The organism is Micromonospora sp. WMMD812 (assembly GCF_027497215.1).
Taxonomy (GTDB): Bacteria; Actinomycetota; Actinomycetes; order Mycobacteriales; family Micromonosporaceae; genus Micromonospora.
Genome location: NZ_CP114904.1, coordinates 1,727,747 through 1,754,671 on the forward strand (window position 1 = coordinate 1,727,747; position 26,925 = coordinate 1,754,671).

Annotated in this window: 10 protein-coding genes; 2 read left to right on the forward strand and 8 right to left on the reverse strand. The window is 72.9% G+C overall.

The window, feature by feature from the left end:
* Window positions 1–34 precede the first annotated feature (34 nt).
* Together O7603_RS07930 and O7603_RS07935 are read right to left on the reverse strand one after the other, a co-directional pair.
* On the reverse strand, window positions 35–1,144 hold the full coding sequence (locus O7603_RS07930) for a pyridoxal-phosphate dependent enzyme (RefSeq protein ID WP_281575031.1): 1,110 nt from the start codon (window positions 1,142–1,144) through the stop codon (window positions 35–37).
* Between the two features lie 10 nt (window positions 1,145–1,154).
* Entirely contained in the window at window positions 1,155–1,709 is a 555-nt protein-coding gene (locus tag O7603_RS07935; protein ID WP_281575032.1) for a hypothetical protein, read from the reverse strand.
* Between the two features lie 256 nt (window positions 1,710–1,965).
* Here O7603_RS07935 and O7603_RS07940 point away from each other — a divergent pair, with 256 nt between their 5' ends.
* Entirely contained in the window at window positions 1,966–2,727 is a 762-nt protein-coding gene (locus tag O7603_RS07940) for a helix-turn-helix domain-containing protein (RefSeq protein ID WP_281575033.1), read from the forward strand.
* Here the strand turns inward: O7603_RS07940 and O7603_RS07945 are convergent.
* Genes O7603_RS07945 through O7603_RS07970 form a run of 6 tightly spaced genes read right to left on the reverse strand, consistent with a single transcriptional unit; the run spans window position 2,693 to window position 25,355 of the window.
* The gene (locus O7603_RS07945; protein ID WP_281575034.1) at window positions 2,693–3,946 is read right to left on the reverse strand and encodes a cytochrome P450; all 1,254 of its coding nucleotides are present in this window, start codon (window positions 3,944–3,946) and stop codon (window positions 2,693–2,695) included. The genes O7603_RS07940 and O7603_RS07945 overlap by 35 nt on opposite strands.
* On the reverse strand, window positions 3,943–4,164 hold the full coding sequence (locus tag O7603_RS07950) for an MbtH family protein (RefSeq protein WP_281575035.1): 222 nt from the start codon (window positions 4,162–4,164) through the stop codon (window positions 3,943–3,945). Before O7603_RS07950 ends, O7603_RS07945 begins: the two co-directional genes overlap by 4 nt.
* 20 nt (window positions 4,165–4,184) lie before the next feature.
* A complete protein-coding gene (locus O7603_RS07955; RefSeq protein WP_281575036.1) occupies window positions 4,185–8,039 on the reverse strand; it encodes an amino acid adenylation domain-containing protein in 3,855 nt (1,284 codons plus the stop codon).
* Window positions 8,021–22,846: a non-ribosomal peptide synthetase gene (locus tag O7603_RS07960; RefSeq protein ID WP_281575037.1), complete on the reverse strand. Its 14,826-nt coding sequence runs from the start codon at window positions 22,844–22,846 to the stop codon at window positions 8,021–8,023. The genes O7603_RS07955 and O7603_RS07960 overlap by 19 nt, the downstream gene beginning before the upstream one ends.
* Window positions 22,847–22,866: 20 nt before the next feature.
* Window positions 22,867–24,123 carry a pyridoxal phosphate-dependent aminotransferase gene (locus O7603_RS07965; protein ID WP_281575038.1) on the reverse strand — a complete coding sequence of 419 codons (1,257 nt, stop codon included), beginning with the start codon at window positions 24,121–24,123 and terminating at the stop codon, window positions 22,867–22,869.
* Window positions 24,120–25,355 (reverse strand): lysine 2,3-aminomutase, encoded by a 1,236-nt coding sequence (locus O7603_RS07970; RefSeq protein WP_281575039.1) that lies wholly within the window; start codon window positions 25,353–25,355, stop codon window positions 24,120–24,122. The genes O7603_RS07965 and O7603_RS07970 overlap by 4 nt, the downstream gene beginning before the upstream one ends.
* 309 nt (window positions 25,356–25,664) lie before the next feature.
* Between O7603_RS07970 and O7603_RS07975 the strand changes: the two genes are divergently transcribed.
* A complete protein-coding gene (locus O7603_RS07975; RefSeq protein WP_281575040.1) occupies window positions 25,665–26,921 on the forward strand; it encodes a cytochrome P450 in 1,257 nt (418 codons plus the stop codon).
* Window positions 26,922–26,925: the final 4 nt, after the last annotated feature.

Sequence of the window (26,925 nt, forward strand, 5' to 3'; positions counted from 1 at the left end):
GCGAACGTTCAGCGGACTGGCGCGGGCGCCGGTCTCATCGGGAATCGTCCCAGTCGCCGGTCCGCATGAAACGCTCCAAGCGCAGCGTGGGCTCGGTGAGGTCCCAGCGCTTTCCGGCGACCCACTCGTCGTCGTAGTAGGAGCGACGGTACGGCTCGGCACCATCGGCCGCCACGATGACCACCGCACCAGACTCGCCCGCCTGACTCATACGGTTCGCCAGGTGACATGCGCCCCACAGACAGGCGCCGGTGGACGGTCCGGCCGCCACGCCGCTTGCCGTGGCGAGAAATCGCATGGCGGCCACGCTCGACACGTCCGGCACCGGGATGACCAGGTCGACGACGTCGGGATCGAAGGCCGGCTCCATCCGCGGACGCCCGATGCCCTCGATACGCGACGGCATTCCGGTCGCGTAGTCCCGGCACTCGGTGGCCCAGCCGGGGAAATACGCCGAATTCTCTGAGTCGACGACCGCCAGCCGGGTGGCGTACCCGTGCCGCCGCAGGTGGCGGCCGACCGCCCGGGAGGTGGCCCCGGTGCCGGCGCCGGTCACGATCCACGCGGGCTCCCGCCGGCCCTGGGCCGCGAAGTCACGCAGGATCTCGTCGGGCAGGCCGGGCACGCCATCGTCGAGGTCCGCGTCGATGGCCGGCCCGAGCGTGGACAGGCAGTCCAGGTAGTACCCGTTCGACTGGCCGGCTAGCCGCTCGGCGTTCTCGTACACGGCCAGCGGCGGATCGACCCGGTAGGCGGCCCCGCCCTGCGCGACGATCCGGGCGATGCGGTCTGGCGACGACTTGCCGGGCACGACCGCGGTGAACGGCAGCCCCAACACCCGGGCGAAGTGCGCCTCCGCGACCGCCATGTTCCCGCTGGTCGCCTCCACCAGCCGCGTCCCCCGCCGGATGACGCCGCGGGAGAGGGCGTGCAGGAAGAGGCTGCGCGCGAAGCGGTATTTGACACTGCCCGTGGGGCGCACCGACTCGTCTTTCACGAACATCGCCGCAGACGATTCACCGGGAAAGGAGAATCGAATCAGGGGCGTCGCCTTCTCGGCGATCCGGTCGGCTTCAAGAACAGCCGTAGCTTGGCGGCCCCAATCGTCTTCCGAGAACTCCGGACGAAGTCCCGTCAATGCCATCCGAATCCCATCAGCGCTCGCAGGATACGACTTCCGACAATTGCGTGAGGCGATCCCGGACCGAACTCACCAATACGCCGCCGCCCGCCTCGTCCCGCCGCAGCTTGCCGCGCTTGACAAGATCATGGACGCCCTGCCGGGTGATGCCGAGCATCGCGCTCGCCACCGCCAGCGAGACCGCCTCGGCGGCCGGATGGCCGAACCGGCGCGCCACGAGCGCCCCGAACGGCGTGCGCCACCACTCGAACGGCGGCGCGAAGACGTCGCCGGACTGATAGATCTCGGCGACCAGGCGCCGGGCGGTCTCGGCGGCGAGCCGTTCGTCCGGGCTGAGCACCTGCGCCGCCCACACCTCGGCGGCGATCTCCAGATGGCTGCGGAGCACCTCGGACACGGGCGGGTCGTCACCGTCCGTCCCCAGCAGCCGGTCCAGCGGATCGAGCAGGCGCGCCCCGACGTCGCACACGAGCTGCCGGACGATGGCCACGTGAACTGCGGTCGACACCTCGCCCCACGTGGGCCTGCCGTCCACGAGACCGTTGTTCCCTGCCGGTTCGCCGTTCATCAGTGCACCTCCGCCCTCGCGCCCCAGTCTAGCAGGCACTTGACACCAGCGGTAAAGTCGTTAGGGAGTCTCAGCCGCTGATTGTCAAAAACTGAATTACTTTGCCCCCGTCCCGCCAAGGGCTTGACAGACGTCGTTAAGCACGCAACCATATCCATTGGTCTCGATTTGCTACGGGGGTAGCGCAATGGGTGTTGGCGTTGGCGTTCGCCAAGATTTGGCGGCCAATCCGTACAGCTCAAGCAGCGTTGAAACAATGCTCGTCGATGCGACGCTTCTCATCCAAAAAGCGCTTACCGTTCACGAAGAAACACGCCGGCCTTACTCATCGACAGCAGATGCGCTGTATTCCGAGTCCGAAACCACGGCAATCATGCACCACTACCTGGCGCGGCAGGCCGGCCGGTCGCCCCACATCCACTACATCGCCGGGTTCGCGGCTGCCGGGCACGAGGTGTCGGCCGGCCCGCTGGAGCAGTCGCTGCTGCAGGAGTCCGCGTCCATCCACGCGCTGATCGACGCCGACATGACCGCCCGGCTGTCCGGCGCGGACGAGTATCTCGAGCAGATGCTGGGACAGCACGTGCGGGCCCGCACAGTGGATCGGCGACTGCCCCGATTCGCGGTGCTGGACGGCGCGATGCTGCTCCTCCGCACCGACCACGCCAGCGTGCCTCGTTTCCTGATCGTCCGCGAGTCGCACGTGGTGCGCTCCATGGCGACGCTCTTCGACGCGATGTTCGAGCGCGCGGTCGACCTGTCCGTCGCCGCTCGCTTCGCCGGCCAGTCCGGTGAAGCGAGCGACACCGAAAATCGGTTCGTCCGCGTGCTGACCATGCTCGACGCCGGATACACGGACGAGACCGCCGCCCGCAAGCTCGGCGTCTCCGTCCGCACCTACCGGCGGTACGTCGCGGAGACCATGGCCCAGCTCGACGTTTCGTCCCGCTTCCAGGCAGGCGTTCGTGCCGCGACGCTCAACCTCATCCCGGCTCCCCGGCCCGCGCGGGGCCACTGAGCGGTGCCGGTGCGGCCACCCGGGCACGGCGTGCCCGCAGCCGCACCGGCATCGACTCGTAGCCCCAGATCAGGTTCGAGTGCAGCCGCACGGCCGGGCCGGCCGGCTCCGGCAGGCGCACTCGGTCGCAGAGCTCCTCGAACATCACGGTCAGCTCCATCTCGGCCAGCGCGGCGCCGAGGCAATAGTGCTCGCCGGGTGCCAGCGCCAGGTGCCGGTTCGGTGACCGGCCGGCGTCGAGCACGTCCGGCCGGTCGAAGGTCCGCGGGTCCCGGTTCGCCGCGGCCAGCCACACCGCGACGCGTTGGCCGGCCCGGATCCGTATCCCCTCGATCTCCAGGTCTGTGGTGGCGACCCGGGCGACGTGCATGGCCGGGCTGGTGAAGCGCAGGATCTCCGGCACCGCCGTGTCCATCGGCACTGCCCCGCCAGCCATCCGGGCCCACTCGTCCGGGTGGGCCATTAGTGCCCGGACGCCGCCGACCGTCGCGTGCCGGCTGGTCTCGTTGCCGCCGGATACAAGGCCGTCGCAGTTGAGGTAAATCTCCTCGTCGGTGAGCGGCTCGCCGTCGACGCGGCCGTTGACCAGCGCGGTGACCACGTCCTCGCCCGGTTCCCGGCGCCGCCGCTCGACCAGCTCGGCGTAGTAGAACAGGATGTCCGTGTGGGCCTGTGCCATCGCAGCCGGGTCCGCGCCCCGGTTGCCATGTCCGAACGCGGTCATGGTGCGGTCCAGCATGAAGTCCCAGTCCTTCGGCGGCACGCCCAGCAGGTCGCAGATCACCGACACCGGGAGCCGGGCCGCCACCCGGACGAGGTCGCAGGTCTCCCGCTCCAGCGCCTCGTCGAGCACGAATCGCACGGTCGCGCGCATCGTGTCGCGCAGCCGGGCGACCATGCGGGGCGTGAACGCGGCGTTCATCACGCGCCGCAGTTGGGCGTGCCGCGGCGGGTCCGTGACGATCAGCATGCGGTTCGCCGAGGACCGGACCGCGGCCGGGTTGTCGTCCAGCCGCATGCCACCGGCGGAGGAGAACCGGGCGGGATCGCGGAGCACGGCCACGGCGGCGGCATGGCCGAGGACCGCCCAGAACGGCTCCCGGTCCCGCCGGTCGATCCACTGCACCGGCCCGGCTGCCCGCATCCTGGCCCAGAGGCGCTCGGGCTCGCCGTCGCGGTAGAGCCTCGGATCGGCCAGGTCCCGCGGCCCGTACGTCACCGCAGCTCCGGGCTCTGCATGGACTCGGCCAGGCTCCGGGGCCGCATGTCGGTCCAGGACTCCTCGACGAAGTCCAGGCACTCCTGGCGGGTTCCGACCGCCCTGGCCACCGTCCAGCCCGCGGGCACTGCCGCGAACGACGGCCACAGGGAGTGCTGGTTCTCCTCGTTGACCAGCACGAGGTACTCGCCGTCCGGGTCCTCGAATGGATTGGTCATCGGTGCCCCTCTCATAACGGTCACGCGGTCCCGGGTAGGCGGGGCCGCAGCACGGCGCTGATCCGCGCCAGCTCGGCCGGGCGGGTCATCCGCCCGTGTGTCGTGTCCACCTCGTGGATCTCGATCCCACCGCTCACGTACGGCTGCCAGACGCGCGGATCCGGCGGCGGACCGGACCACCCCTGAGTCGCGCGGAAGAACAGCAGATCCCCGTCGAAGACCGGCGGACAGTACGCGCGGGCCGCCGCCGACGCGGCCGGCAGGATGCGGGCGACCGCTTCGACGTGCGCCTCGCTGAGGTCCGCGACGCCGGCGGCACGCAGCAGCGCCGTGGCTGCCGCAGTGTCGAGCGGTGCGCCCGCCGGCGGTTCTACGCCGAAGTACTCGCGTAGCACCAGGCGCAGGATCTCGGGCCGGTCCAGCGGCGGGGTTTCCGGCAGCGTCTCCGGTGGGTAGGAGTCGAGCATGACGAGCAGGCCGGGTTTCTCGCCCTCGGCCTGGAGGCGGGCCGCGGCCGCGTGTGCCAGCTGGCCGCCGAGCGACCATCCGAGTAGCGAGTACGGTCCCGGCGTGCCCATTGCCCGGATTCGGCGGGCGTACTCGGCGACCATTTCGTCGGCGCTGTCCGCGACCCGCGCCGGATCGGTCAGCCCGCGCGCCTGCAGCCCGAAGACCGGCTGGTCCGCTGGCAGCTGTCGCAGCAGGCCGGTGTAGCACCAGCTGAACCCGCCGGCCGGGTGGAAGCAGAACAACGGCGGACGGCCGGAAACGTCCCGCAGCGGCAGGAGCACGTCGAGCGGGTCGCGGCCGGCGTCGCCCAGGCGGGCGGCGAGCCCGGCCGGGGTCGGCGCCTCGAACAGGCTGCGCAGCGTCAGCTCGGTGCCCAGCGCAGACCGGATCCGCGCGATTAGTCTGGTGGCCAGGAGCGAGTGGCCGCCCAGGCCGAAGAAGTCGTCGGCCGGTCCCACCGCCGGCAGGCCCAGCACCTCCGCGAACAGCTCGCAGAGGACCTGCTCGCGCGGTCCGGCCGGCGCGGACACCGCGGTCGTCCCCGGGCCCGGGTCCGGCAGCCCGCGACGGTCGACCTTGCCGTTCGGCATGCGGGGCAGCCGGTCGAGCACGGCCAGCACGCTCGGCACCAGCGCGGGCGGCAACAGCGTGGCGACGTACCGGCGAAGATCGGTCGGGTCCGGCACCGCGCCGGTGGCCGGCGTCACGTAGCCGACCAGCAACGGATCACCGCCGGGCGGCCGCCGGACCGCGACGGCGGCGGCCGCGACCGCCGGATGGCGGGTCAGCGCGGCCTCGACCTCGGACGGTTCGATGCGCACGCCCCGTACTTTGAGCTGGCCGTCCGACCGTCCGAGGTGGACGAGCTTCCCGTCGTGCTGATAGGCGACCCGGTCGCCGGTCCTGAACATCCGGGCTCCCGGCGGGCCGAACGGGTCCGCGACGAACCGTTCCGCGGTCGCGCCCGGCCGCCGCACGTAGCCGCGCCCGACCCCCGCACCGCCGTAGTAGAGGTCCCCGGTCACCCCGGCGCGGACCGGGCGCAGCGCGCCATCCAGCACGTACGCGCGGTTGTTCCACAGCGGCGTACCGATGGATCGGTCGTGCGCGTCGCAGAATGCGAACAGGCTCTCGCTGCTCACCTCCGTGCACCCGCAGAAGTTGACCAGGCGGGCGTCCGGGCTCTCCACCGCCAGCCGGGCGGGCAGCTCGGCCGGCATCGGCTCGCCGCTGCTGAGCACCAGGCGCAGCGACGACAGCCGGCCGGGCGGGCCGGCGGATGCTTCGTCGAGCAGGGCCAGCAGCAGGCTGGGTACGGCGGTGAGTACCCGGACCTCGTGCCGGGCGACGAGATCGGCCAGCGCGGTCATGTCGACGGCGGTGGCGGCGTCGGCCATCACCACCCGGCCGCCGTGCACCAGGGTCTGAAGGATTTCGACCGTACCGTCGATGAAGCTGATCGAGCTCTTGGCGAGGAGCGCCTCGTTGCCGGTGAACGGCTGCAGCTCGGCGAACCAGGCGAGCCGGTTGAGCAGCCCGGCCCGCGTGCCGCCCACGCCCTTCGGCGCGCCGGTCGACCCGGAGGTGAAGATGATCGACGCGATGGAGGCCGGATTGTCGGCGGGCGCGGGTGCCCGGCCGGCGACCGGAACGTCCGCGAGGTGCAGTGCCGGCGTGCCATCGGGCGGCTCGCCGTCGGTCAGCACCAGGGCCGGACGGGCCTCGTCGATCATGTAGCGGAGCCGTTCGGCCGGATACTGCGGGTCCAGCGGCAGGTACGCCGCACCGGACCGGACGATCGCGAGCAGCGCCACCACCAGGGCCGCCGACCGCGACACGTGCAGGCCGACCGCACGCTCCGGTCCGGCACCGCGCCGCGCCAGCTCGGCCGCCAGCGCCGCCGACCGCCGGTCCAGCTCGTCGTAGGTGAGCCGCTGGTCGCCGTCGATCACGGCCACGTCCGTGCCGAAGCGGCGGAGGGCCTGCTCCAGATAGCCGGCCAGACTGGTCTGCGGCACCGGGTGCGCGGTGTCGTTGCGCTCCTCCAGCAGCCGGCGGCCCTGCCCGCCGAACGGGTCGACGTTGCCCAGGCGCCGGTCCGGCTCCACTGTCATCGTGGTGAGCACGGAGACCACCGCGGCGAGCACGTCCCCGACGGGCTGTCCCGGCGCGTGGTCGAGCCGCAGCCGCAGCCGGTCGCCGGGCACGACCGCGAGCATCAGCGGATAGTGCGTCGCGTCCGTGCCGTGCACGCCGGTCAGCCGCAGGCCGCCCGCCTCGGCGCCGAGGTCGCCGGACGGGTAGTTCTCGAAGACGACGACCGTGTCGAAAAGCTCGCCGACGCTGGCCGCGGCCTGGATCTCGGCCAGCGACAGGAACTCGTGCGGCTCCAGGTCGAGGCGCTGGCCGCGCAGCCGCGCCGGCACCTCGTTCAGCGCGGTCCGCGGAGACAGGCGAACCCGGACCGGCACCGTGTTGATGAGCAGCCCTGGCAGCTCGTCGATGCCGGCGATCTCGGCCGGGCGTCCCGCGGTGACCACGCCGAAGACCACGTCGTCCCGGCCGGTGAGCGCGCCGAGTACGACCGCCCAGGCGCTCTGCACCACGTCGCTGAGCGTTACGCCGAGCAATCGAGCCAGCCGTACCAGCGCGTCCGTGTGTTCCGCGCCGAGCAGCGTGCCGGTCTGCCGGGGAGTCGCCGGTGGCGTGCCCCCGGGGGCCACCAGCGTCGGCTCGTCGACGCCGGAAAGCGCCGCGCGCCAGGCCTTAGCCGCGGCCTCGGTGTCCCGGCCGGCGAGCCAGGCGAGGTAGGCCCGGTACGGCACCGGCGGCGGGAGCCCCGCCGGGTCACCGCCCGCGGCGTAGAGCGTCAGCAACTCGCGTACCAGAATCGGCACCGACCAGCCGTCCATCAGGATGTGGTGACTGGTGATCGCCAACCGGTGCCGGGCAGGGCCGGTGCGGGCCAGCAGCAGGCGGATCAGCGGCGGCTCCGCCGGGGCGAACCGCCGGGTCCGGTCCGCGTCCAGCTCCCGTGTCATGGCCGCGTCCGGGTCCTCGCTGGTGCCGGTCAGGTCCGTCTCCCGCCACGGCGTGACCACGCCGCGCGAAAGGATCTGCACCGGACGGTCGAGTCCCTCGTGGACGAACGCCGCGCCGAGATGCGGGTGCCGGGTCAGCACCGCGTCCCAGGCGCGGCGCAGCACCGCGCGGTCCAGGTCGCCGGATAGGTCGAGGACGAGCTGCGTGACGTAGACGTCCGGGCCGTCCCGGTGATGGAGGTGGTGGAAGAAGAGTCCCTCCTGCAACGGAGAGAGCGGAAGGACGTCGATTATCCCGGACGTGCTCACCGCGGCGACCTCCATATCGACTCAAGGTGATCGATCTGCGCCTGGTCGAGCCCGGCGAGGTGCAGATCGGACGGCGTGAACCCGCCGTCGTCCGCGCCCAGCTCCGCCAGGCTCCGGACCCGGTCCTGCCACGCGCCGGCCAACGACCGGACCGCGTCCTCGGTCAGCAGCGCGGCCGGCCACGTCCAGGTCGCCCGCAGGACTCGGCCGCCCGGCCGGTCCTCGGCCACCACGTTCAGCGCGAGCGTGTGCACGACCGGCAACTCCGGGTCGGCCGCGCCGCCGAGCGCGTCGAGCGCCCAGTCCACGGGCTCACCGATCCGGAAGACCCCCAGGTAGTTGACCGCGATCAGGGGTGCGGGCAGCGCGGCGAGCCGGGCGGACGTGCCGGCGTTGAGGTAGCGGAGCAGCCCGAAGCCGAGACCATCGCCGGGCGTGGCCCGCACCTGCTCCTTGATCCGCTTGACAGCGTCGGCGGGGTCCCGCCCGGCCCCGGCGTCCAGCCGCACCGGGTACGTGATGGTGAACCAGCCCACGGTCCGGCTGACGTCGGTGCCAGCGATCGTGCCGCGCCCGTGGTTCTCCAGCTCCACGACCAGGCCCGCGTCCGCCGCGGCGCCGAACGTCCCGCGGCTCCGGACGGCCAGCGCCAGCGCGGTCAGCACCAGGTCCTCCGTACCGCAGCGGAAGGCGTCGGGAACCGCGCCGAGCAGCGGTTCTGCGACGTCCGGGCCCAGCTCGACGGTAAGGTGCCGCAGCGTGCCGGTCGTGTCCCGGTCCGGCACCGGCGTCAACTCCGGTGGCAGCGCCGCCCCGCCGAGCACGCCTGCCCAGTACGGCAGCTCGGCCACCCGCTCCGGGCGCTGTGCCTCCTCGGACAGCACGTGAGCCCACCGGCGGAACGACGTGGCCACCGGAGGCACAGCGTCCGCGGAACCGGCGAGATCCTCCAGGAGGATCCGCCAGGAGACGCCGTCAATCGCGAGGTGGTGGACGGCCAGGAAGAGCCGGCCGGGCTCGTCCGGGCCCGCGTCGAACCAGACCGCAACCGTGGTCCGGCCCTCGTCCGGATCCATCCCGCTGACGACACGGTCGGTCTCCTCGGCGATCACCTCGGCCCGCCGCGCGTCCGGCAGCCCGTGCACGTCGACCCGCTCCACCGCGATCGGCGCCGCGCCGACCGGCCGTGCCTCCAGCGTCCAGTCCTGGCGGCGGAGACGCAGCACGTCGTGCCGGTCGGTGAGAGCGCGCAGCATCCGGTCGAGACGTTCCTGCCCGGTGCCGGCCGGCACCCTGATCAGCGCGGACTGGTGGAAGCGCGTAGTCGGGCCGCCCAGCTCGCGCAGCCAGTGCATGACCGGGGTGAGCGGCATCGGCCCAGTGCCGTCGTCCGGGGCCACGGACGCGAGTGCGGGCGCGGGCGCGGCGACGGCCGCGAGCCCAGCCACGGTGCGGTGCCGGAACACGTCGCCGGGCGCGAGCACGAGCCCGGCCCGGCGGGCACGGCCGCTGAGCCGGATCGCGCCGACGCTGTCGCCGCCGAGCGCGAAGAAGTCGTCGTCGATGCCGAGCCTCGGCACGCCGAGCAGCTCGGCGAACGCCTCGTGCAGCGCGGTCTCGGCGGGCGTGCGCGGCGCCCGCCCGGGACCGGCCGGAGCGAACTCCGGCGACGGCAGCGCGGACCGGTCGAGCTTGCCGTTCGGAGATGAGGGCAACTCGTCGAGGAACATGATCAGGTCCGGGACCATGTGGCCGGGCAGCGACCGCGCGGCGAACGCGCGCAGCTCCGCCGGGTCCGGACGGCCGTCCACGGGCACGACGTACCCCACGATGTGCTGGGCGGTGCCGCGGTGGACAGTCACGGCGGCCTGTCCGACCCCGGGATGCTCCTGCAGTACGCCCTCGATCTCAGCCGGCTCGATGCGGTAACCGCGCACCTTGACCTGCTCGTCGGCCCGTCCGACGAACTCGAGCTGCCCGTCGGCCCGCAGCCGGACCAGGTCCCCGGTCCGGTACATCCGGGAGCCGGGTGGGCCGGACGGGTCGGCGACGAAGCGCTCCGCGGTGGCGCGCGGCTGGTGGCGGTACCCGCGCGCCACGCCGGGCCCGGCCAGGTACAGCTCGGCCGTCACGCCGACCGGCACCGGACACAGCCGCTCGTCGAGCAGCCGCAGCCGGACCCCGCGCAGCGGCGTGCCGATCGGTGCGCCACCGTCGGGGGTTAGCGGACCACCGACGGTGGCCGCGATCGTGGCCTCGGTCGGCCCGTACGCGTTCAGCACCCGGCACCGCCCCGCCCACCGGTGCAGCAGGTACGGCGGGCACGGCTCGCCGCCGATGACGATCGTGGTGCCCTCCGGCAGCGCGTCGTCGGGGAAAGCGGCCAGCACCGACGGCGGCACCGCCAGGTGGGTGACCGCGTGCGCGGCGACCAGCGGCGCGAGGTCCTCCGCGACGTTCCAGGCGTCAGTTCGGGGCAGCACGACCTGGCCGCCCGCCAGCAGCGTCACGCACATCTCCCAGTACGCGGTGTCGAAGCTGGGCGAGGCCGACTGCAGCATGCGGGTGTCCTCGCCCAGCCGGCCGAGCCGTTCCCGGGAGCCGGCTACCAGGTTTACGACGCCTCGGTGCGGCACCTCCACGCCCTTCGGCCGACCGGTCGAGCCGGAGGTGTAAATGACGTAGGCGGGGTGGTCCGGATGCGAGGGGACGCGCGGGTTAGTGTCGTCTGCGGTCAGCAGTTCGGCGCGTACCCCGGGGTCGTCCAGGTCCAGCACCGGATGCGTCTCCGCCTCCGCGCGCGTCAGCACCAGCACCGGCGCGGCGTCGTCGAGCATGTAGGCGATCCGCGCGGCCGGGTAGCCGGGGTCGATCGGCAGATACGCGGCGCCCGCCTTCGCGATCGCGAGCAGCGCCTCGACCAGCGCGATCCCGCGCGGCAGCCGCACGGCCACCACGGTCTCCGGTCCGGCACCGCGCGCCACCAGCAGCCGCGCGAGCCGGTTCGCGGCCGCGTTCAGCTCGGCGGCGGTGCGGGTGACCGGCCCGGCCACGGCCACGATCGCGTCCGGATCGGCCGCCACCCGCGCCTCGAACAGCGACGCGACCGTGTGCGACGAGCCCGGATCCGGCGCGGCACCCCCGCCGGTGGCCGTCCAGACCTGCTCGGTCGGCGTGAGGATCTCCAGCGCGCTCACGGCAAGGTCGGGCTTCACGACGACCTGGCGCAGAATCATCAGGAGCCGGACCGCCAGCGCGTCCACGGTCGCCGGACGGAACAGCTCGGTGCGGTACTCGAGGCTGCACTCGACGCCGTCCGTGCCGAAGTCGCCGAGCACCCGCTCGCTCAGGCCGAGCGTGAGGTCGAAGCGGGCGATGCCGCTCGGCAGCGGCTCCGGACTGGTCTGTAGACCGGGCAGTCGCAGGTCGAGGCCCGCGTTGTTGTCCAGCGCGAGCATCACGTTGAACAGCGGATTGTTCCCGGCGGCCCGGTCGGCGGAGACCGCGTCGACCAAGCGCTCGAACGGCAGGTCCTGGTGTGCGAACGCCGCCAGGTCCGTCGCGCGCACCCGGCCGATCAGCTCCCGGAAGCTCGGATCGCCACTCACGTCCGTCCGCAGCACCAGCGTGTTCACGAAGAAACCGACCAGATCGTCCAGCTTTTCGTCGGACCGCCCCGCGACCGCCGTGCCGATCGGGATGTCCGTGCCCGCGCCGAGCCGCGAGAGCAGCACCGCGAACGCGGTCTGCACCACCATGAACAACGTCGACCGGGTCTCCCGGGCCAGCTCCACCAGGCGCGCGTGCAGGTCGGGGCCGATGACGAACCGGTGGGTGCCGCCCGCGTAGCCGAGTTCCAGCGGCCGTGGGTAGTCGGTGGGCAGCGTGAGCCGCTCCGGCATGCCGGCCAGCGCCTTCCGCCAGTACGACAGCTGCGCGCCGGCCGTACTGTCCGGATCTCCCGCGTCGCCGAGTAGGTCCCGCTGCCACGCCGCGTAGTCCGTGTACTCGACCGGTAGCGGCTCCTGCGCCGGCGCCCGGCCGGCCCGACGCGCCTCATAGGCCAGCGCCAGGTCGGCCAGCAGCGGGCGCAACGACCAGCCGTCCGCCGCGATGTGGTGGATCAGCAGTAGGAGCACGTGCTCGGTCGCCGACCGCCGCGACAGCCAGGCCCGGATCGGGAACTCCGCGGCCAGGTCGAACGCGTGACCGGGATCCCCCTCGCCGACGGCCAGCCCAACCAGGCCGAGACCCGGCGGCGTCACCACCATAAACGGCTCGCCGTCCCGTTCGACCACCGTGGATCGCAGCGGCTCGTGCCGGCACACCACGTCGTTGACCGCCAAGCTCAGTGCCTCCGCGTTGACCTCGCCCGACAAGCGCAGCGCCAGCGGCACGTTGTAGGTCGCGCTCGCGCCCTCCAGCCGATGCACGAACCACAGCCGCCGCTGCGCGAAGGACAACGGCACCACCCCGTCGCGGGTACGCCGTCCCAGCGCCACCCGGTCGGCCGTGCCCAGCCGGCCCGTCAGTCCCGCGGGCGTCCGCGCATCGAACAGGTCCTGAAGGGACACCTCCAGGCCCAGCAGCCCCCGGATCCGGCTGACCACCTGGGTCGCCAGCAGCGAGTGGCCGCCCAGCTCGAAGAAGTCGTCGTCGATGCCGACCCGCGGCACGCCCAGCACGTCCGCGAAGACGCCGCAGACCAGTTCCTCGCGCACCGACCGCGGACCGCGGTTCCCGGCCGGCACCGCGCCGCGCACGGCCGGCAGCCGGGACCGGTCCACCTTCCCATTCACGGACAGCGGCAGCTCGTCGAGCACCATGAGCAGGCCCGGCACCATGAACTCCGGCAGCCGGGCGCGCAGGTACTCCCGTACCTCCGCCTGAAGTGTGGCGTGCCGGGACGCGCGCGCCGGCACGTTGGTCCACGGCCCGTCGCCGTCGCCCGGCCGGTAGGCGCCGGTCACCGGCGTGCCGTCCGCGGCGCCGGCGACCAGGACCGCCTCGCAGGCGTCCCGGTCCTCCGCCCAGGTGACGACGGTCAGGTACCCGTGCCGGCGGCCGGCCGCGACCACGTCCTCGCGCCGGTCGCCTGGCAGCCCGGTGATTCTGAGGCGGTCCGGCGCGTCGGCCAGGCCGTCGAACACCATGTCACGGTTCCAGGCCAGCGCCGGTACGTCCCCGAGGTCGATCGGCACGGTCGGCGCGGTGTACAGCACCGCCTCGTACCGGTAGCGGGTCAGCTCGTTGTCCCGCCGTGCCCGCTTGATGCGAATGTCCACGCCGGACGTCCCGGTGAGCCCGATCAGGAACTCCGGCGCCACCAGCAGCTCCCGCTCCTCCGCGGCGAGCCGTTCGGCCAGCACCGCAGCCTCCCCGGGACCCGCGTCCGGGCCGAGCCGGACGGCCGCGACCTCCGCGTAGAGCGCACGGGCCGCGCGCGGGTCCCGGAGGTCGCCCAGGTAGATCGCGCCGCCCGGGGCGAGCAGTCGGATCGCCTTTTCCAGCACGTCGGTGAGGTACTCGGCGCTCGGGAAGTACTGCACCACCGAGTTCAGGATGATCGTGTCGAAGCCGTCGCCGGGCAGCGTGTCGATCGCGTCCGCCGAGACCGCGTGCAGCCGCACCCGGTCTCGGAGGCCGGGCCGCGCCACCACGTGCCTGCGCAGTCCCTCGATCGCCTCGCAGGAGAGGTCCGTTCCCCAGTACGTCTCGCAGTCCGGCGCGAGCGGTGCGAGCAGCAGGCCGCTGCCGACGCCGATCTCCAGCACACGCCGCGGGCGCAGCAGCCGGATCGCGGCCACCGTCTCGGCGCGCCACTCCTCCATGTCGGGAAGCGGGATCGGCGCGCCGTCCAGCGCGCTCTGCCAGCCGGAGAAGTCCTCGCCGAAGCCGGCGTCGGCACCGGCCTCCTCATACTGGCTGCGGAACACGTCCCGCCACGCGTCGACCTGGGCCGCCTCACCGCCGGACGGCGTGTCCGGGGCGGGCACCAGGTAACCGATCAAGCCCTGATCGCGCACGGTGACGGCTGCGGCCCGCACCCGCGGGTGCGCGGACAGTATCGCCTCCACCTCGCCGGGCTCGATCCGGTAGCCGCGCACCTTGACCTGGTCGTCCGCCCGCCCGGCGAAGCCCAGCGTGCCGTCCGCCGACCAGCGGGCCAGGTCGCCGGTGCGGTACATCCGGTCGCCGGGCGCGCCGAAGGGGCAGGCGACGAAGCGCTCGGCGGTGAGGCCGGGACGGTGCAGGTACGCGTCGGCGAGGCCGGGACCGGCGACGTACAGCTCCCCGGTGACGCCGGGCGGCACCGGCCGCAGCCGCGCGTCCAGCACATACACCCGCATGCCGTGCACCGGCCGGCCGATCGGCGGCACGCCGTCCCCGGTCAGCGGCGAGCTGATCGTGGCACACACCGTGGTCTCCGTCGGGCCGTACGCGTTGAACATCGTCCGGCCCAGGGACCAGCGGCGTACCAGGTCCGGCGGGCAGGCCTCCCCGGCCACCACCAGCGTGGTCACCGAGGGCAGGTCGCGGTCGCCGAGCGCGACCAGCGCGGATGGCGGCAGCGTCAGATGAGTGACGCCGAATTCGGCGGCCGTCGCGGACAGCGGGTCGCCGGGCAGCAGCCGGGTGGCCGGCGCGGTGACCAGCGTCGCGCCCGTCAGCAGCGCCATCACCAGCTCCCAGAACGCCGCGTCGAAGCTCGGCGACGCGAACTGCAGGACACGGCTGCCCGGTCCGGCGCCGAACCACGCGCGCTGTGCCTCGGCGAGCGGAGCCGCCCCACGGTGGCTGACCACCACGCCCTTCGGCCGTCCGGTGGAGCCCGAGGTGTAGAGCACGTAGGCGGGCGCGTCCGGGGGAACCGCGACGCCGACCGGCCCGGCGGGCGCGGCGGCCAGGTCCGCCACGGTCTCCGGATCGTCCAGGAACAGGTCGGCCGGACGCCCGAGGTCCGAGGCGCGGGTGGTCACCAGCAGCGCGGGCCGGGCGTCGTCCAGCAGGTAAGCGATCCGGGCCTCCGGGTACGCCGGGTCGACCGGCAGGTACGCGGCGCCGGTCTTACCCGCTGCCAGCATCGCGGTCACCAGTTCCGGCCCACGGTGCAGCGCGAGCGCGACGATTCGCCCCGGCCCGGCGCCCCGGCCACGCAGCAGGTACGCCAGGCGGTCGGATCGCTCGTCCAACTCGCGATAGGTGAGCCGGCCGGCATGGGACAGGATCGCCAGCGCATCCGGCCGGAGCCGGGCCTGCCGGGTGAAGAGCTCCGGCACGGACGCCGCCTCGGGCACCGCGCGTCCGGTGACGTTCCAGGTCTCCAGCATAAGCTGGCGTTCGGCGCCGTCGATCAGGACGAGCGCGTCGATGCGTTGGTCGGGGTCGGCGGCGAACCCGCGGAGCAGCCGGTCGAGCCGGGTGGCGAGGCGGTCGACCGTGTCCGCGTCGAACATCGCGGTCGAGTACTCCAGGTATCCGTCGAGACCGCGCGGCCGACCGTCCGGGGCGTACGCCTCGTTCAGGCTAAGCGACAGGTCGAACTTGGCGACGCCGGGCGTGGTGTCGACCGGCTCGACCCGCAGGCCGGGCAGCGTGTAGTTCGCGGCCGGAGCGTTCTGCAGCACCACCAGCACCTGGAAGAGCGCCTGGTGGGACAGCGACCGCTCCGGGTTGAGGTGCTCGACCAGGAGGTCGAAGGGCAGATCCTGGTGCGCGTACGCGTCGAGTGCGGTAGCCCGGACCCGGTGCAGCAGCTCGCGGAAGGTCGGGTCGCCGCTCGTGTCCGTGCGTAGCACCAGCGTGTTGACGAAGAACCCGACTAGGTCCTCCAGCTTCTCGTCGGTACGACCGGCGATCGGCGCCCCTATCGGCAGGTCGGTGCCCGCGCCTGAGTGGGTGAGCAGCACCGCGAACGCCGCCTGCACGACCATGAACAGCGTGGTGTGCGTACGCCGGGCCAGGTCCAGTAGCTGCGCGTGCAGCCCGGCATCGAGGTGCACGGGGAGCACGTCGCCGACGAATGTGTTGATCGCCGGGCGCGGCCGGTCGGCGGGCAGCGTGAGCTGTTCGGGCATGCCGGCCAGCGTGTCCCGCCAGTAGGCCAGCTGCGCACCGGCCACGCTCGCCGGGTCGTCCGGGTCGCCGAGCAGGTCCCGCTGCCAGGACGTGTAGTCGGCGTACTCCACTGGCAGCGGCGCCCACGCCGGTGCCCGGCCCGCGCGGCGAGCCTCGTAGGCCGTCGCCAGGTCGGTCAGCAGCGGGCGCAATGACCAGCCGTCCGCCGCGATGTGGTGCACCAGCAGCAGGAACACGTGCTCGGTCGCCGAGACAGAGAACAGCGACGCCCGGACCGGGAACGTCGCGCTCAGGTCGAACGGGTAGCGCACCGCCTCGTGCAGCACGCCGGGCAGGTTGTCCTCGCCGACCGGGCGGACGTCCAGGCGCACCAGGCCGGCGGCGGGCGGGGACACCACCATGACCGGCCCGGCATCATCACCTTCCACGGTGGACCGCAGCGGCTCGTGCCGGCACACCAGGTCGTTGACGGCCGCGCTCAGCGCCGGCACGTCGACCGCACCCGACAGGCGCAGCGCCAGTGGCACGTTGTAGGTCGCGCCCTCGCCCTCCAGCCGGTGCACGAACCAGAGCCGGCGCTGCGCGAAGGACAACGGCACCGACCCCTCCCGGGCATGCTGTCCAAGCACCGGACGATCCGCGGTGTTCAGCCGGCCCACCAGGCCGGCGGGCGTCCGTACCGCGAACAGGTCCTGGATCCGCAACTCCAGCCCGAGCAGGCTTCGGATCCGGCTGACCACCTGAGTCGCCAGCAGCGAGTGACCGCCCAGCTCGAAGAAGTCGTCGTCCATGCCGACGCGCGGCACGCCCAGCACGTCCGCGAAGACGCCGCAGATCAGCTCCTCGCGCACCGACCGCGGGCCGCGGCCTCCCACCGATGCCTCGCCCGTCACCTCGGGTAGCCGGGAACGGTCCACCTTCCCGTTCACCGACAGCGGCAGCTCGGGCAGCACCGCCCACAGCCCAGGGACCATGAACTCCGGCAGCCGGGCGCGCGCCCCTGCCCGTACCCGCTCGGTGTCGATCGGCGTGCCGGCCGCGGGCACGAGATAGGCCACGAGCCGGCGGCCGACGGCCGGGTCCCGCACCACGGTCACGAACGCCTCCGCGACCGCGGGGTCCTCGCTGAGCACCGACTGGATCTCGCCGAGCTCGATCCGATGGCCACGGATCTTGACCTGGTCGTCGTCCCGGCCGACGAACTCCAGCTCACCGTCCGCCCGCAACCGCACGAGATCCCCCGTGCGGTACATCCGCCCGCCCGGCGCACCGAACGGGCACGCCACGAACCGTGACGCGGTCAGTCCGGGCCGTCCGATGTATCCGCGCGCCACGCCGTGACCCGCGAGGTACAGCTCGCCGGCCACGTTCGGCGGCACCGGACGCAGCCGTGCGTCCAGTACGTAGCCGCGGTCGCCGTCGAGGGTCCGCCCGATCGGCACGGTCTCGGCGTCGTCCGCGACGTCGGTCACGGCACCGGCGTACGCGAAGGTGGTCGTCTCGGTCGGGCCGTAGACGTGCACGACCCGCGTCTGCGGGCAGCTCCGCACCGCACGCCGGACCGCGCTCGGCGACACCAGCTCTCCGCCGAACCAGATCTGGCGCACGCCGGCCAGCGCGCCGGGCCGCTCCTCGATCAGGTGGTTGAAGAGCGCGGTGGTGAGGAAGACCGCCGTCACCGCCCGAGACTCGAGCAGGTCGGCGAGGCGGGACGAATCGGCCGTGCCGGACGGTGCGAGCACGCACTGCCCGCCGCGCAGCAGTGGCACCCACATCTCGTAGGTCGAGGCGTCGAACGCGTACGGCGAGTGGACCAGGACCCGCTCGTGGCCGTCGTCCCAGTGCCGGTCACCGGCCAGGCTCAGCACGTTCGCGTGGGTGACCCCGATGCCCTTCGGCTCGCCGGTGCTGCCGGACGTGAACATCACGTACGCCAGATCGTCCGGGTGGCCGGTGTGCGGCCCGGCCGGCCGCGGTATCGACGACGCCGCCGGGTCGCCGATCCTGACCACGGGTATGCCGCCCACCTCCTGGTGCGCGGTGTCCACCAGAAGCGCGGTCACGCCGGCCCTGTCGAGGACGAACTCGCGGCGCCGCGGCGGGTCGCCCGGGTTTAACGGCACGTAGGCGGCGCCTAGCCGCAGCACCGCGAGGGTGGCCGCGATCAGCTCCGGCGAGCGCTCGACCAGCACCGCGACCCGGTCGCCGTGACCGACCCCGGCGCCGCGCAGTCGCACAGCGAGCACGGCCGCGGCCTCGTCCAGCCGTCGGTACGTCCAGGTGTCGGCGTCCGCGGCCCGGATCGCGATCGCGTCCGGCGTCCGCGCGGCCGTCTCCGCGAACCGTTCCTGCACGGTGGTGCCGGGTGCCGCGTTGAGCGGGCCGCCGTTCCACTCGTGGAGAATCCGGGCCCGTTCCGCCGGGGAGAGCAGCGCGATGTCGCCGACCCGGACCTCGGGGTCGCGCACGGCCGTGTCCAGCACGCGCACTAGCCGCTCGCCGAGCAGCGCCACCGAGGCCGGGTCGAACAGGTCGGCGGCGTACTCGATGACGCCGCAGAGCCCAGCGTCCCGCTCCTCGTCGAGGCTCACCGTGAGGTCGAAGCGGGAGGTACCGGTGCGGATCACCTGGGCGTGCGCGCCGAGGCCGGCCGGCGCGGTCGGGGCGGGCGTGTTGTTCAGCACCAGCATCACCTGGAACAGCGGCTGGTGGGACAGCGACCGCTCCGGGTTGAGGCCCTCCACCAGGCGCTCGAACGGCAGGTCCTGGTGCGCGAACGCCTCCAGGTCCGCCGCGCGCACCCGGCCGATCAGCTCCCGGAACGTCGGGTCGCCGCTCAGGTCTGTCCGCAGCACCACGGTGTTGACGAAGAATCCGACCAGGTCGTCCAGCTTGCCGTCGGTCCGGCCTGCCACCGCGGTGCCGATCGGCACGTCCGTGCCCGCGCCCGACCGCCAGAGCAGCACCGCCAGCGCCGCCTGCACCACCATGAACGGCGTCGACCTGGTCTCCCGCGCCAGCTCCACCAGCCGCGCGTGCAGGTCAGCTCCGATGACGAACCCGTGGTTGCCGCCGGCCTGGTCGCGCACGGCCGGGCGCGACCGGTCGGCCGGCAGCGCGATCGCGGGCGGCAGAGCGTCCAGCGCGGCACGCCAGTAGTCCAGGTCCGCAGCCCACGAACCGTCCCTCTCGCCGGCCAGGTCCCGTTGCCAGAGCGCGTAGTCTCCGTACTCGACCGGCAGCGGCTGCCACACCGGGGCCCGGCCCGCCCGGCGCGCCTCATAGGCGATCGCCAGGTCGCGCATCAGCGGCCCCACCGACCAGCCGTCCGTCGCGATGTGATGCATCAACAGCAGAAGCAAGCGCCCGTCGAAGAGCAGCGCCCGGATCGGCAGCTCCGAGGCCAGGTCGAAGGCGTACCCGACCGCGTCCTCCGGCGCGCCCTCGCCGGCGACGATCTCGACCAGGCCCGGCCGGGGCGGGGTCACCACCAGGTACGGCTCGCCGTCCCGCTCCGCCACGGTCGAGCGCAGCGGCTCGTGCCGGCACACCACGTCGTTGACCGCCAGGCTCAGCGCCCCGGCGTCGACGTCACCGGAGAAACGCAGCGCCAATGGGACGTTGTAGGTGGCCCCCGCCCCGGCCAGCCGGTCGACGAACCACAGCCGCCGCTGCGCGAAGGAGAGCGGCACGGCGCCGTTCCGGTCGCGCCGCCGCAGGCCGCCCCGGTCCGCGGTGTCCAGCCGCTCGGCCAGCCCAGCCGGCGTCTGCAGGTCGAAGAGATCCTGGATGGACACCTCGACGCCGAGTTCCGCGCGCAGGCGGATGATCAGGCGGGTGGCGAGCAGCGAGTGGCCGCCGAGGTCGAAGAAGCTGTCGTCCGGCCCGACCCGCGGGACCCGCAAGACCTCAGCGAAGACCTGGCAGAGGTTCCGCTCGAGCTCGGTCTGGTGCCGATCTTCCGGTGCTGATCGTTCTACCCGGTCCGTTCCCGGGGCGGGCAGCGCGGCCCGGTCGACCTTGCCGTTCGGCAGCAGCGGTAGCTCGCCGAGCACCACGAACGCGTCCGGTACCAGGTATCCGGGCAGCCGGGCCGCCGCGAACGCGGTGAGACTGGTGGTGTCCCGCCCCGCCGCCGAGGCCGGCACCACGTAGGCGACCAGCGCGTCGTCCCGGGCCACGGCCACGATCTGCGCCACGTCCGGATGGCGACCGAGCACGGCCTGCACCTCGCCGGGCTCGACCCGGTGGCCGCGGATCTTGACCTGGTCGTCGTTCCGGCCGACGAACTCCAGCTCACCGCCGGCCCGCAGCCGCACCAGATCCCCCGTGCGGTACATCCGCCCGCCCGGCGCGCCGAACGGGCACGCCACGAACCGCGATGCGGTCAGGCCCGGCCGACCGGCGTACCCGCGGGCGAGGCTGTTGCCGGAGACATAGAGTTCGCCGACGGCACCGGGCCGGACCGGCCGTAGCGCGTCGTCGAGCACGTGCACAGCCGTGCCGCGCACGGCGGTGCCGAGCGGCGGCGGCCTGTCGCCGGCCAGCGGCGTGCTCATGGTGGCGCACACCGTGGTCTCGGTCGGGCCGTAAGCGTTCACCATCCGGCGTCCCGGCGCCCACCGGCCGGCGATCGCCTCGCCGATCGCCTCGCCGGCGACCACGAGCGTGCTGACGCCCGGCAGCGTGGCTTCGCCCATCGCGGACAGCGCGGAGGGCGGCACCGTCAGGTGCGTCACGCCGTGCGCTCGAACCAGGGCGGCCAGGTCGTCGCCGGGGCGCAGCCGGTCCTGCGCGGCCACCACCAGGGTCGCGCCGGAGAGTAGCCCCATCGCGGTCTCCCAGAAGGAGGCGTCGAAGCTGGGCGAGGCGAACTGCAGCACCCGGGCGCCGGGGCCGGCGCCGAGCCGGTCCCGCTGCGTGGCGACCAGGTCGCCGACGCCGGCGTGCGTGACCACCACCCCCTTCGGCCGGCCGGTCGAGCCGGAGGTGTAGATGACGTAGGCAGGGTTGCCGGGCGCACAGGTCCTGGCCGCCGTCACGGCTTCGGCTCCGGTGTCCAGCTTGTCGAGCCGGATGACCGGCGGGTCGGCCGGCTCGTATGGCTGGTCGGTCAGCATCAGCAGCGGCTGTGCATCGGCGAGCATAAACTCGATCCGGTCGGCCGGGTAGGACGGATCCACCGGCAGGAAGGCCGCCCCCGCGTGCCACGTCGCGAGCATCGCCGTCACCAACGCCCGCCCGCGCGGCAGCATCAGCGCGATCACCGTCTCGGCGCCGGCACCCCGGCGGGCGAGCACCGCGCCCAGCCGCTCGGCGTCCGCGCGCAGGTCCCGGTAGGTGACCACGCCGCCGCCAGCGGTGTCGTCGACGAGCGCAGGCCCGTCCGGCCGGGCGTCCGCCGCCGCGACGAAGTGCGCCCACGTGGTCCTCGTCGTGCCCGCCGGCTCCAGGCCCGGGCCGCCTGGCAGCCGCGCGCCCGCCGCCGCGCCGGCCAGCCGTTCCGCGACGTCCGCCGCGTACCGGGCCACGCTCGCCTCGTCGTACACGCCGCCGTTCGCCCACAGGTTGAGCTGCAACCCGCCGGTCGCGGACTCCTGCAGCATCACCTCGAGGTCGTCGACCGGGCCGATGGCGATCCAGTGCCGGACCGCGGCCCGGCCGCCGAACGCCGGCTCGTCTGCGAAGGAGAGAACGTTCACGATCGGCCCGAACAGCTTCGGCCGGTCGGCACCGCCGCGCAGCTCACGGCTCAACCGCTCGTATGGGTAGCGCTGATGGGCCGACGCGCCGCGGATCCACCGGTCGACCTGCCCGGCGAGTTCGTCCAACCCGGTCCCCGGCGCGATCCGCAGCCGCATCGGCTGCATGTTCGCAAGCATGCCCGGCACTGCGCGCGCCACCGGCGTGGTCCGGCCGGTCACCGGCAGCGTCAACACCAGGTCGGTCCGGCCAGTCAGCGCCCCGACCCAGCCGGCGACCGTGGCCACGGCCAGCCGTGACCAGCGGATCGACAGCCGGTCGGCCCGCGCCCGGAGGCCGTCCAGCACCGGCACACCGAGATCCGTCCGGTGCAGCACGAACTCCGGCTGCGCCGGGGCGGACTGGCCGCCGAGCAGGATCGGCGCGGGCGCCGGCCGGAGCAGCCCGGTCCAGTGCTCCCGATCGTCCTGCGGCGCCGCAGAGTTCAGGTAGGACGCGTCCTCGGCCAGCAGGTCACGCAGCGAGCCGAGCGGCGCGCCGACGTCGCGGCCTGCCAGTAGCGCATCGTAGACCTCCGCCACGCGCCGGGTCAGCAGCCACACGCCGTACCCGTCCATGACGACGTGGTGGTAGCGCTGGTACCAGAGGTACCGCTCGTCGCCGACCCGCAGCAGCGCCTGGGCGTGTGTCGGCCCGGTCGCGAGATCGACCGGCCGGGACAGCTCGGCCTGCATCCACGCCTCCGCGTCCGCGATCGGCGTGGCCGCGGACCGCAGGTCGACGACCGGCACCGGTGGCTCGGCCGACGCCGTGAGGTATTGCGCGGGCCCGTCCGAGTCGGCGCGGAAGCGGGTGTGCAGCGCCTCGGTCTCGCGCACCGCCGTGCGCACCGCCGCGATGAACTCGGTGACCCGGATCGGCCCGTCGATCTCCAGGTACGAGGCCTGGTTGTACCCCCAGCCGGTCGGATCGAGCTCATGGCCGTAGTAGGAACCCAGCTGCGCGGCCGTCAACGGCCACCGCTGCCCCGTGTCGAACATCGATCTCACCTTCGCTCGGGTCAGTCCGTCAGCCGAGCCAGCCCGTCGGCCAGCTGTCGCAGGGCGTCCTTGGCGGCGGGCAGGCCCATCGGGTCGTCCGCCTCCATCGCTTCCCGGTACGCCTCCGGTTCGTCGCCGAAGAGCAGGCTCGTGGCCGCACGGAAGCGCAGCGCGGCCGGGTCGTCGCCGAAATGGTGACCGCCGAGGACTGCGATCCCGCAGCTGTGCAGCAGCTCCCGCTCCAGCGAGGCGGAGTCGTGCACGCCCTGCCGGGCTAGGTCGCCGGCGAGCTGACGGAAGTCGGGGTAGAGGTAGAAGCCCCCGGACGGCGCCCGGCAGTTGGCACCGGCAACCACCAGCACCTGATGCACGGCCCGGGTGGCGGCCGCGTGCATCCGCGCGCCGGCCCGGACGTAGTCGGCCAGGTCGGGCGGCTCGCCGAACGCGTACTCGACCACCGACTGCACCGGCCCGGCCAGCGACGACCACACCTCGCTCGCGGTCGCCAGCACGCGCGAGCGCAACAGTTCTCCCCGCGCACCGGCCGGGAACCGGGCCGCGCCGGCCCGCCAGCCACCGAGCGCGTGCGTCTTGCTCAGCCCGGTCGTGATCACGGTACGGTCACCGGCCACCTCAGCCGGACTCACGTAGTCGCGGTCCGGGTCGTGTGCCAGGTCCCGGTAGATCTCGTCCGCCACCATCACCAGGTCGTACGCGCCGGCTACATCGCAGATCCGTCGCACCACGTCGGGCGGCGCGGTGGTCCCGGTCGGGTTGTCCGGCAACGCCATGATCAGCAGCCGCGGGTGGCCGCCCTCGGCGCGCGCCCGGTGCACGGCGCTCGCCAGCAGGTCCGGGTCCGGGACGCCGCCGCACTCGGCGGGGACGTCGACCCAGAAGACCCGCCGGCCGAGCAGGCGGGCCTGCGGCGCGTACGTCAGCCAGCACGGCCGCGGCAACAACACGTCGCCGTCGACAGCAGCGATCAGCGCGAACAGCAGCGGCTTGCTCCCCGGGGCGAGGACGACCTGGTCGGCCTCGGTGGGCAGCCGACGCCGTCCGAAGTAGCCGGCGACCGCGGCCCGCGCGGCCTCGTCGCCGGCGACCGGCCCGTAGGCGCGCCGGTGCGCGCCGGCCAGCAGTGCTTCGACCAGGCCGGAGTGGACGGGCAGCCGCGTCTCGCCGAAGCCCAGGTGCAATAGCCGCTCCCCACGGGCACGTCGCCGGTTGATCTCCTGGTCGAGCGCGAGGTTGGCCGATATGCCCTGCGTGATCATGCGGTCGCCTCCGCCTCCGTGTTCGCCAGCGCGCGCCTCAGGTCCGCCGGGTTGTCCGGGTGCGGGGTCAGCTCCGTGATCCAGGCCGCGTCCGCCGACCCGTGGGCGCGGAACGGGCGGCCAACCAGGTCCGGGTCGCGCGCCTGCAGAAACCTCAGATGAAAGGACCCTCCGCTGGCGCTGTCGACCACGACCTTTCCCGCCTCGGCTGACATCACCGGACCGCGGACCGTGCGGGCCAGGCCCGGCAGCCGGCGGTACGCTTCGGCGAAGATCGCGGAGGCCCGCTCCAGCGGCACCCGGAAATAGTCGTGCGGACCAGTGTCCCGCGCGACGAAAAGGTAATAGGGGACGCAGCCCGCGGCTATCTCAGCCCGCCACAACGACGACCACACGTCCGGATCGTCATTAACGTGGGCGATCAACGGCGCCTGGCAATAGATGACGGCGCCGGTCGACCGAATGCGGGAGATCGCCTTTTTTGCCATCGGTGACGCGAGTTCGTGGTCATGGCTGAAATGCGCCATGACCGCCAACGTCCGGCCCGATCCCACGACCTCGGAGAAGAGCCGCAACAGGTCGTCCGCGTCCGGGTCCGTGACGAAGCGCTGCGGCCAGTACGCCGGCGACTTCGTCCCGATTCTGATTACCCGCAGCGTTGGCACCGCCAGCAGCGGCTGCAGGTGACCACGCAGACGGTCCGCGGACATCACGGCTGGGTCGCCGCCGGTCACCAGGACGTCGTTGACCTCGGGGTGCTCCCGCAGATATCGCACTAGAGCGTCCGGGCCAGGCGCGGCGAACCGCAGGTCGGCGTCGCCCACGAACTGCGCCCACCGGAAGCAGTAGGTGCAGTACGCGTGGCACGTCTGCCCCTGGCTGGGGAAGTAGAGCACGGTCTCCCGGTACTTGTGCTGGAGGCCGGGGATCGCGGCGCCGTCGCGGCGGGGAACGTTCAGGTCAAGCTGCCCGCCCGGGTGCGGGTTCAGCTCCGCACGGATGCGGCGCACCACGGCCGCCACGCCGGGGTCCGCGTCGGCGCGGCCGTCCAGCGCGCGCAGCGCGGCGGCGTGCTCGCCGCTCAGCATTCCTGGCTGCGGAAAGACGAGCTGGAATATCGGATCCTCCGGGATCCGGGACCAGTCGATGAGTTCATCGAGCACGTACTCGTTGATCCGGAAAGGCAGCACCCGGGAGAATATTCGCACGGTGTCGCGCACCTCGGCCGCCATCGGATAGCGACGCACTATTTCGTCCAGTTGACGTGGCCCGAATGCACGGAAACGGGACCCGCTTTCGATTGTCCGGTGCACGTGTGGCGTCCCCCGTAAGAACTCGACTGCCGATGCAGCGGTTCCGATCGTACGGAGGCCGGAAGCGCACCTGCCCGGTTTGGCAATTAACGGACGTCGACGTGGCAGGTTGTGGTCACTCCGTCGCTCAGCGCGCTGTCGCGCCGCTTCGCGCCGCTAGCCTCGAGATCACCGGCCGGGAGCACCGCCGGTCATCTCCGTCCCTCTTCCGTGAGGAGCTGCGCTGCGATGACCCAATCCGTGGGACCTGATGCGGGACCCGACCTCCCCATCGACTCCGACGATCCACCCCGTCCCCCGACCGGGGTCGGCGACGGCCGCGCGTTGGGGGCCTGGCTCGACATCATGCGCGCCTCCCACCCGGTGTGGCGTGATCCGTTGACCGGCTCCGCCCACGTGTTCCGGTACCACGACCTGCTGCACGTGCTGTCCGCCCCGGAGGTCTACGGCTCGGACTTCACCGGCGTGATGCCGCCGTCCGACCCCAGCGCGCCCAACTTCGCCGAGGGCGTACTGACCATGATCGACCCGCCGCGGCACGGCAAGCTCCGGCGCCTGGTGTCGCAGGCGTTCACGCCACGGGTGATCACCGCACTGGAGCCGCGCATCATCCAGCTGACCAAGGAGCTGCTGGACACGGTGGCCGACCTGGACGAGTTCGACCTAGTCGCGGTCATGGCGCACCCGCTGCCAGTCATCGTGATCGCGGAGATGCTGGGCATCCCGGCTGAGGACCGGGAGCTGTTCCGGGCCTGGGGCGAGGCGCTGCTCTCCACCAACTACGAGTTGGAGACCGGGGAGGTGCCGGACAACTCCGCGCTGCCACCGGACGTGGTCGCGCAGCTCACCGAGATGCGGGACTACCTGCTCCGGCACGTCGACCAGCACCGCCGCAATCCGCGGGACAACCTCACCAGCCGGCTGGCCTTCGCCGAGGTGGACGGCGACCGGCTCACCGACCAGGAGATCGTCAGTTTCCTCAACTTCCTGCTGCTGGCCGGCCACTTGACCACCTCACTGCTGATGGGCAACTCGCTGCTGTGCTTCGCCGAGGCGCCCGAGGCCGAGTTGGCCGCCCGGGCGAACCGCACCCTGATCCCCGGCGCGATCGAGGAGGTGCTGCGGTTCAAGCCGCCGGTGGTGATGCAGGCGCGACTCACCACCATGGACACCGTGCTGGCCGGCGTCGAACTGCCCGCCCGTACGCCGGTGATGGGCTGGCCGATGTCCGGCAACCGGGACGAGCGGCAGTACACGTCGCCGTCCGCGTTCGACATCACGCGCAACCCGAACCCGCACCTGACGTTCGGGCACGGCATCCACTTCTGCATCGGCGCGCCGCTGGGCCGGATGGAGGCGCGCAGCGTCCTCAACGAACTGTTCGACCGCTACCGGTCGATCGAGATCGGCGAGCCCCGCTACTACGACCGCAGCCCGGACGTATTCGGCGTCAAGGCCCTTCCCGTCACCGTCAAGCGCTCCTGAGGAC

Excerpts from the sequence above, each read along its gene's own strand:
- O7603_RS07930 (WP_281575031.1), bottom strand. The coding sequence starts at position 1,144 with ATGGCATTGACGGGACTTCGTCCGGAGTTCTCGGAAGACGATTGGGGC.
- O7603_RS07935 (WP_281575032.1), bottom strand. The coding sequence starts at position 1,709 with ATGAACGGCGAACCGGCAGGGAACAACGGTCTCGTGGACGGCAGGCCC.
- O7603_RS07940 (WP_281575033.1), top strand. The coding sequence starts at position 1,966 with ATGCTCGTCGATGCGACGCTTCTCATCCAAAAAGCGCTTACCGTTCAC.
- O7603_RS07950 (WP_281575035.1), bottom strand. The coding sequence starts at position 4,164 with ATGACCAATCCATTCGAGGACCCGGACGGCGAGTACCTCGTGCTGGTC.
- O7603_RS07955 (WP_281575036.1), bottom strand. The coding sequence starts at position 8,039 with ATGGAGGTCGCCGCGGTGAGCACGTCCGGGATAATCGACGTCCTTCCG.
- O7603_RS07960 (WP_281575037.1), bottom strand. The coding sequence starts at position 22,846 with ATGTTCGACACGGGGCAGCGGTGGCCGTTGACGGCCGCGCAGCTGGGT.
- O7603_RS07965 (WP_281575038.1), bottom strand. The coding sequence starts at position 24,123 with ATGATCACGCAGGGCATATCGGCCAACCTCGCGCTCGACCAGGAGATC.
- O7603_RS07970 (WP_281575039.1), bottom strand. The coding sequence starts at position 25,355 with ATGGCGGCCGAGGTGCGCGACACCGTGCGAATATTCTCCCGGGTGCTG.
- O7603_RS07975 (WP_281575040.1), top strand. The coding sequence starts at position 25,665 with ATGACCCAATCCGTGGGACCTGATGCGGGACCCGACCTCCCCATCGAC.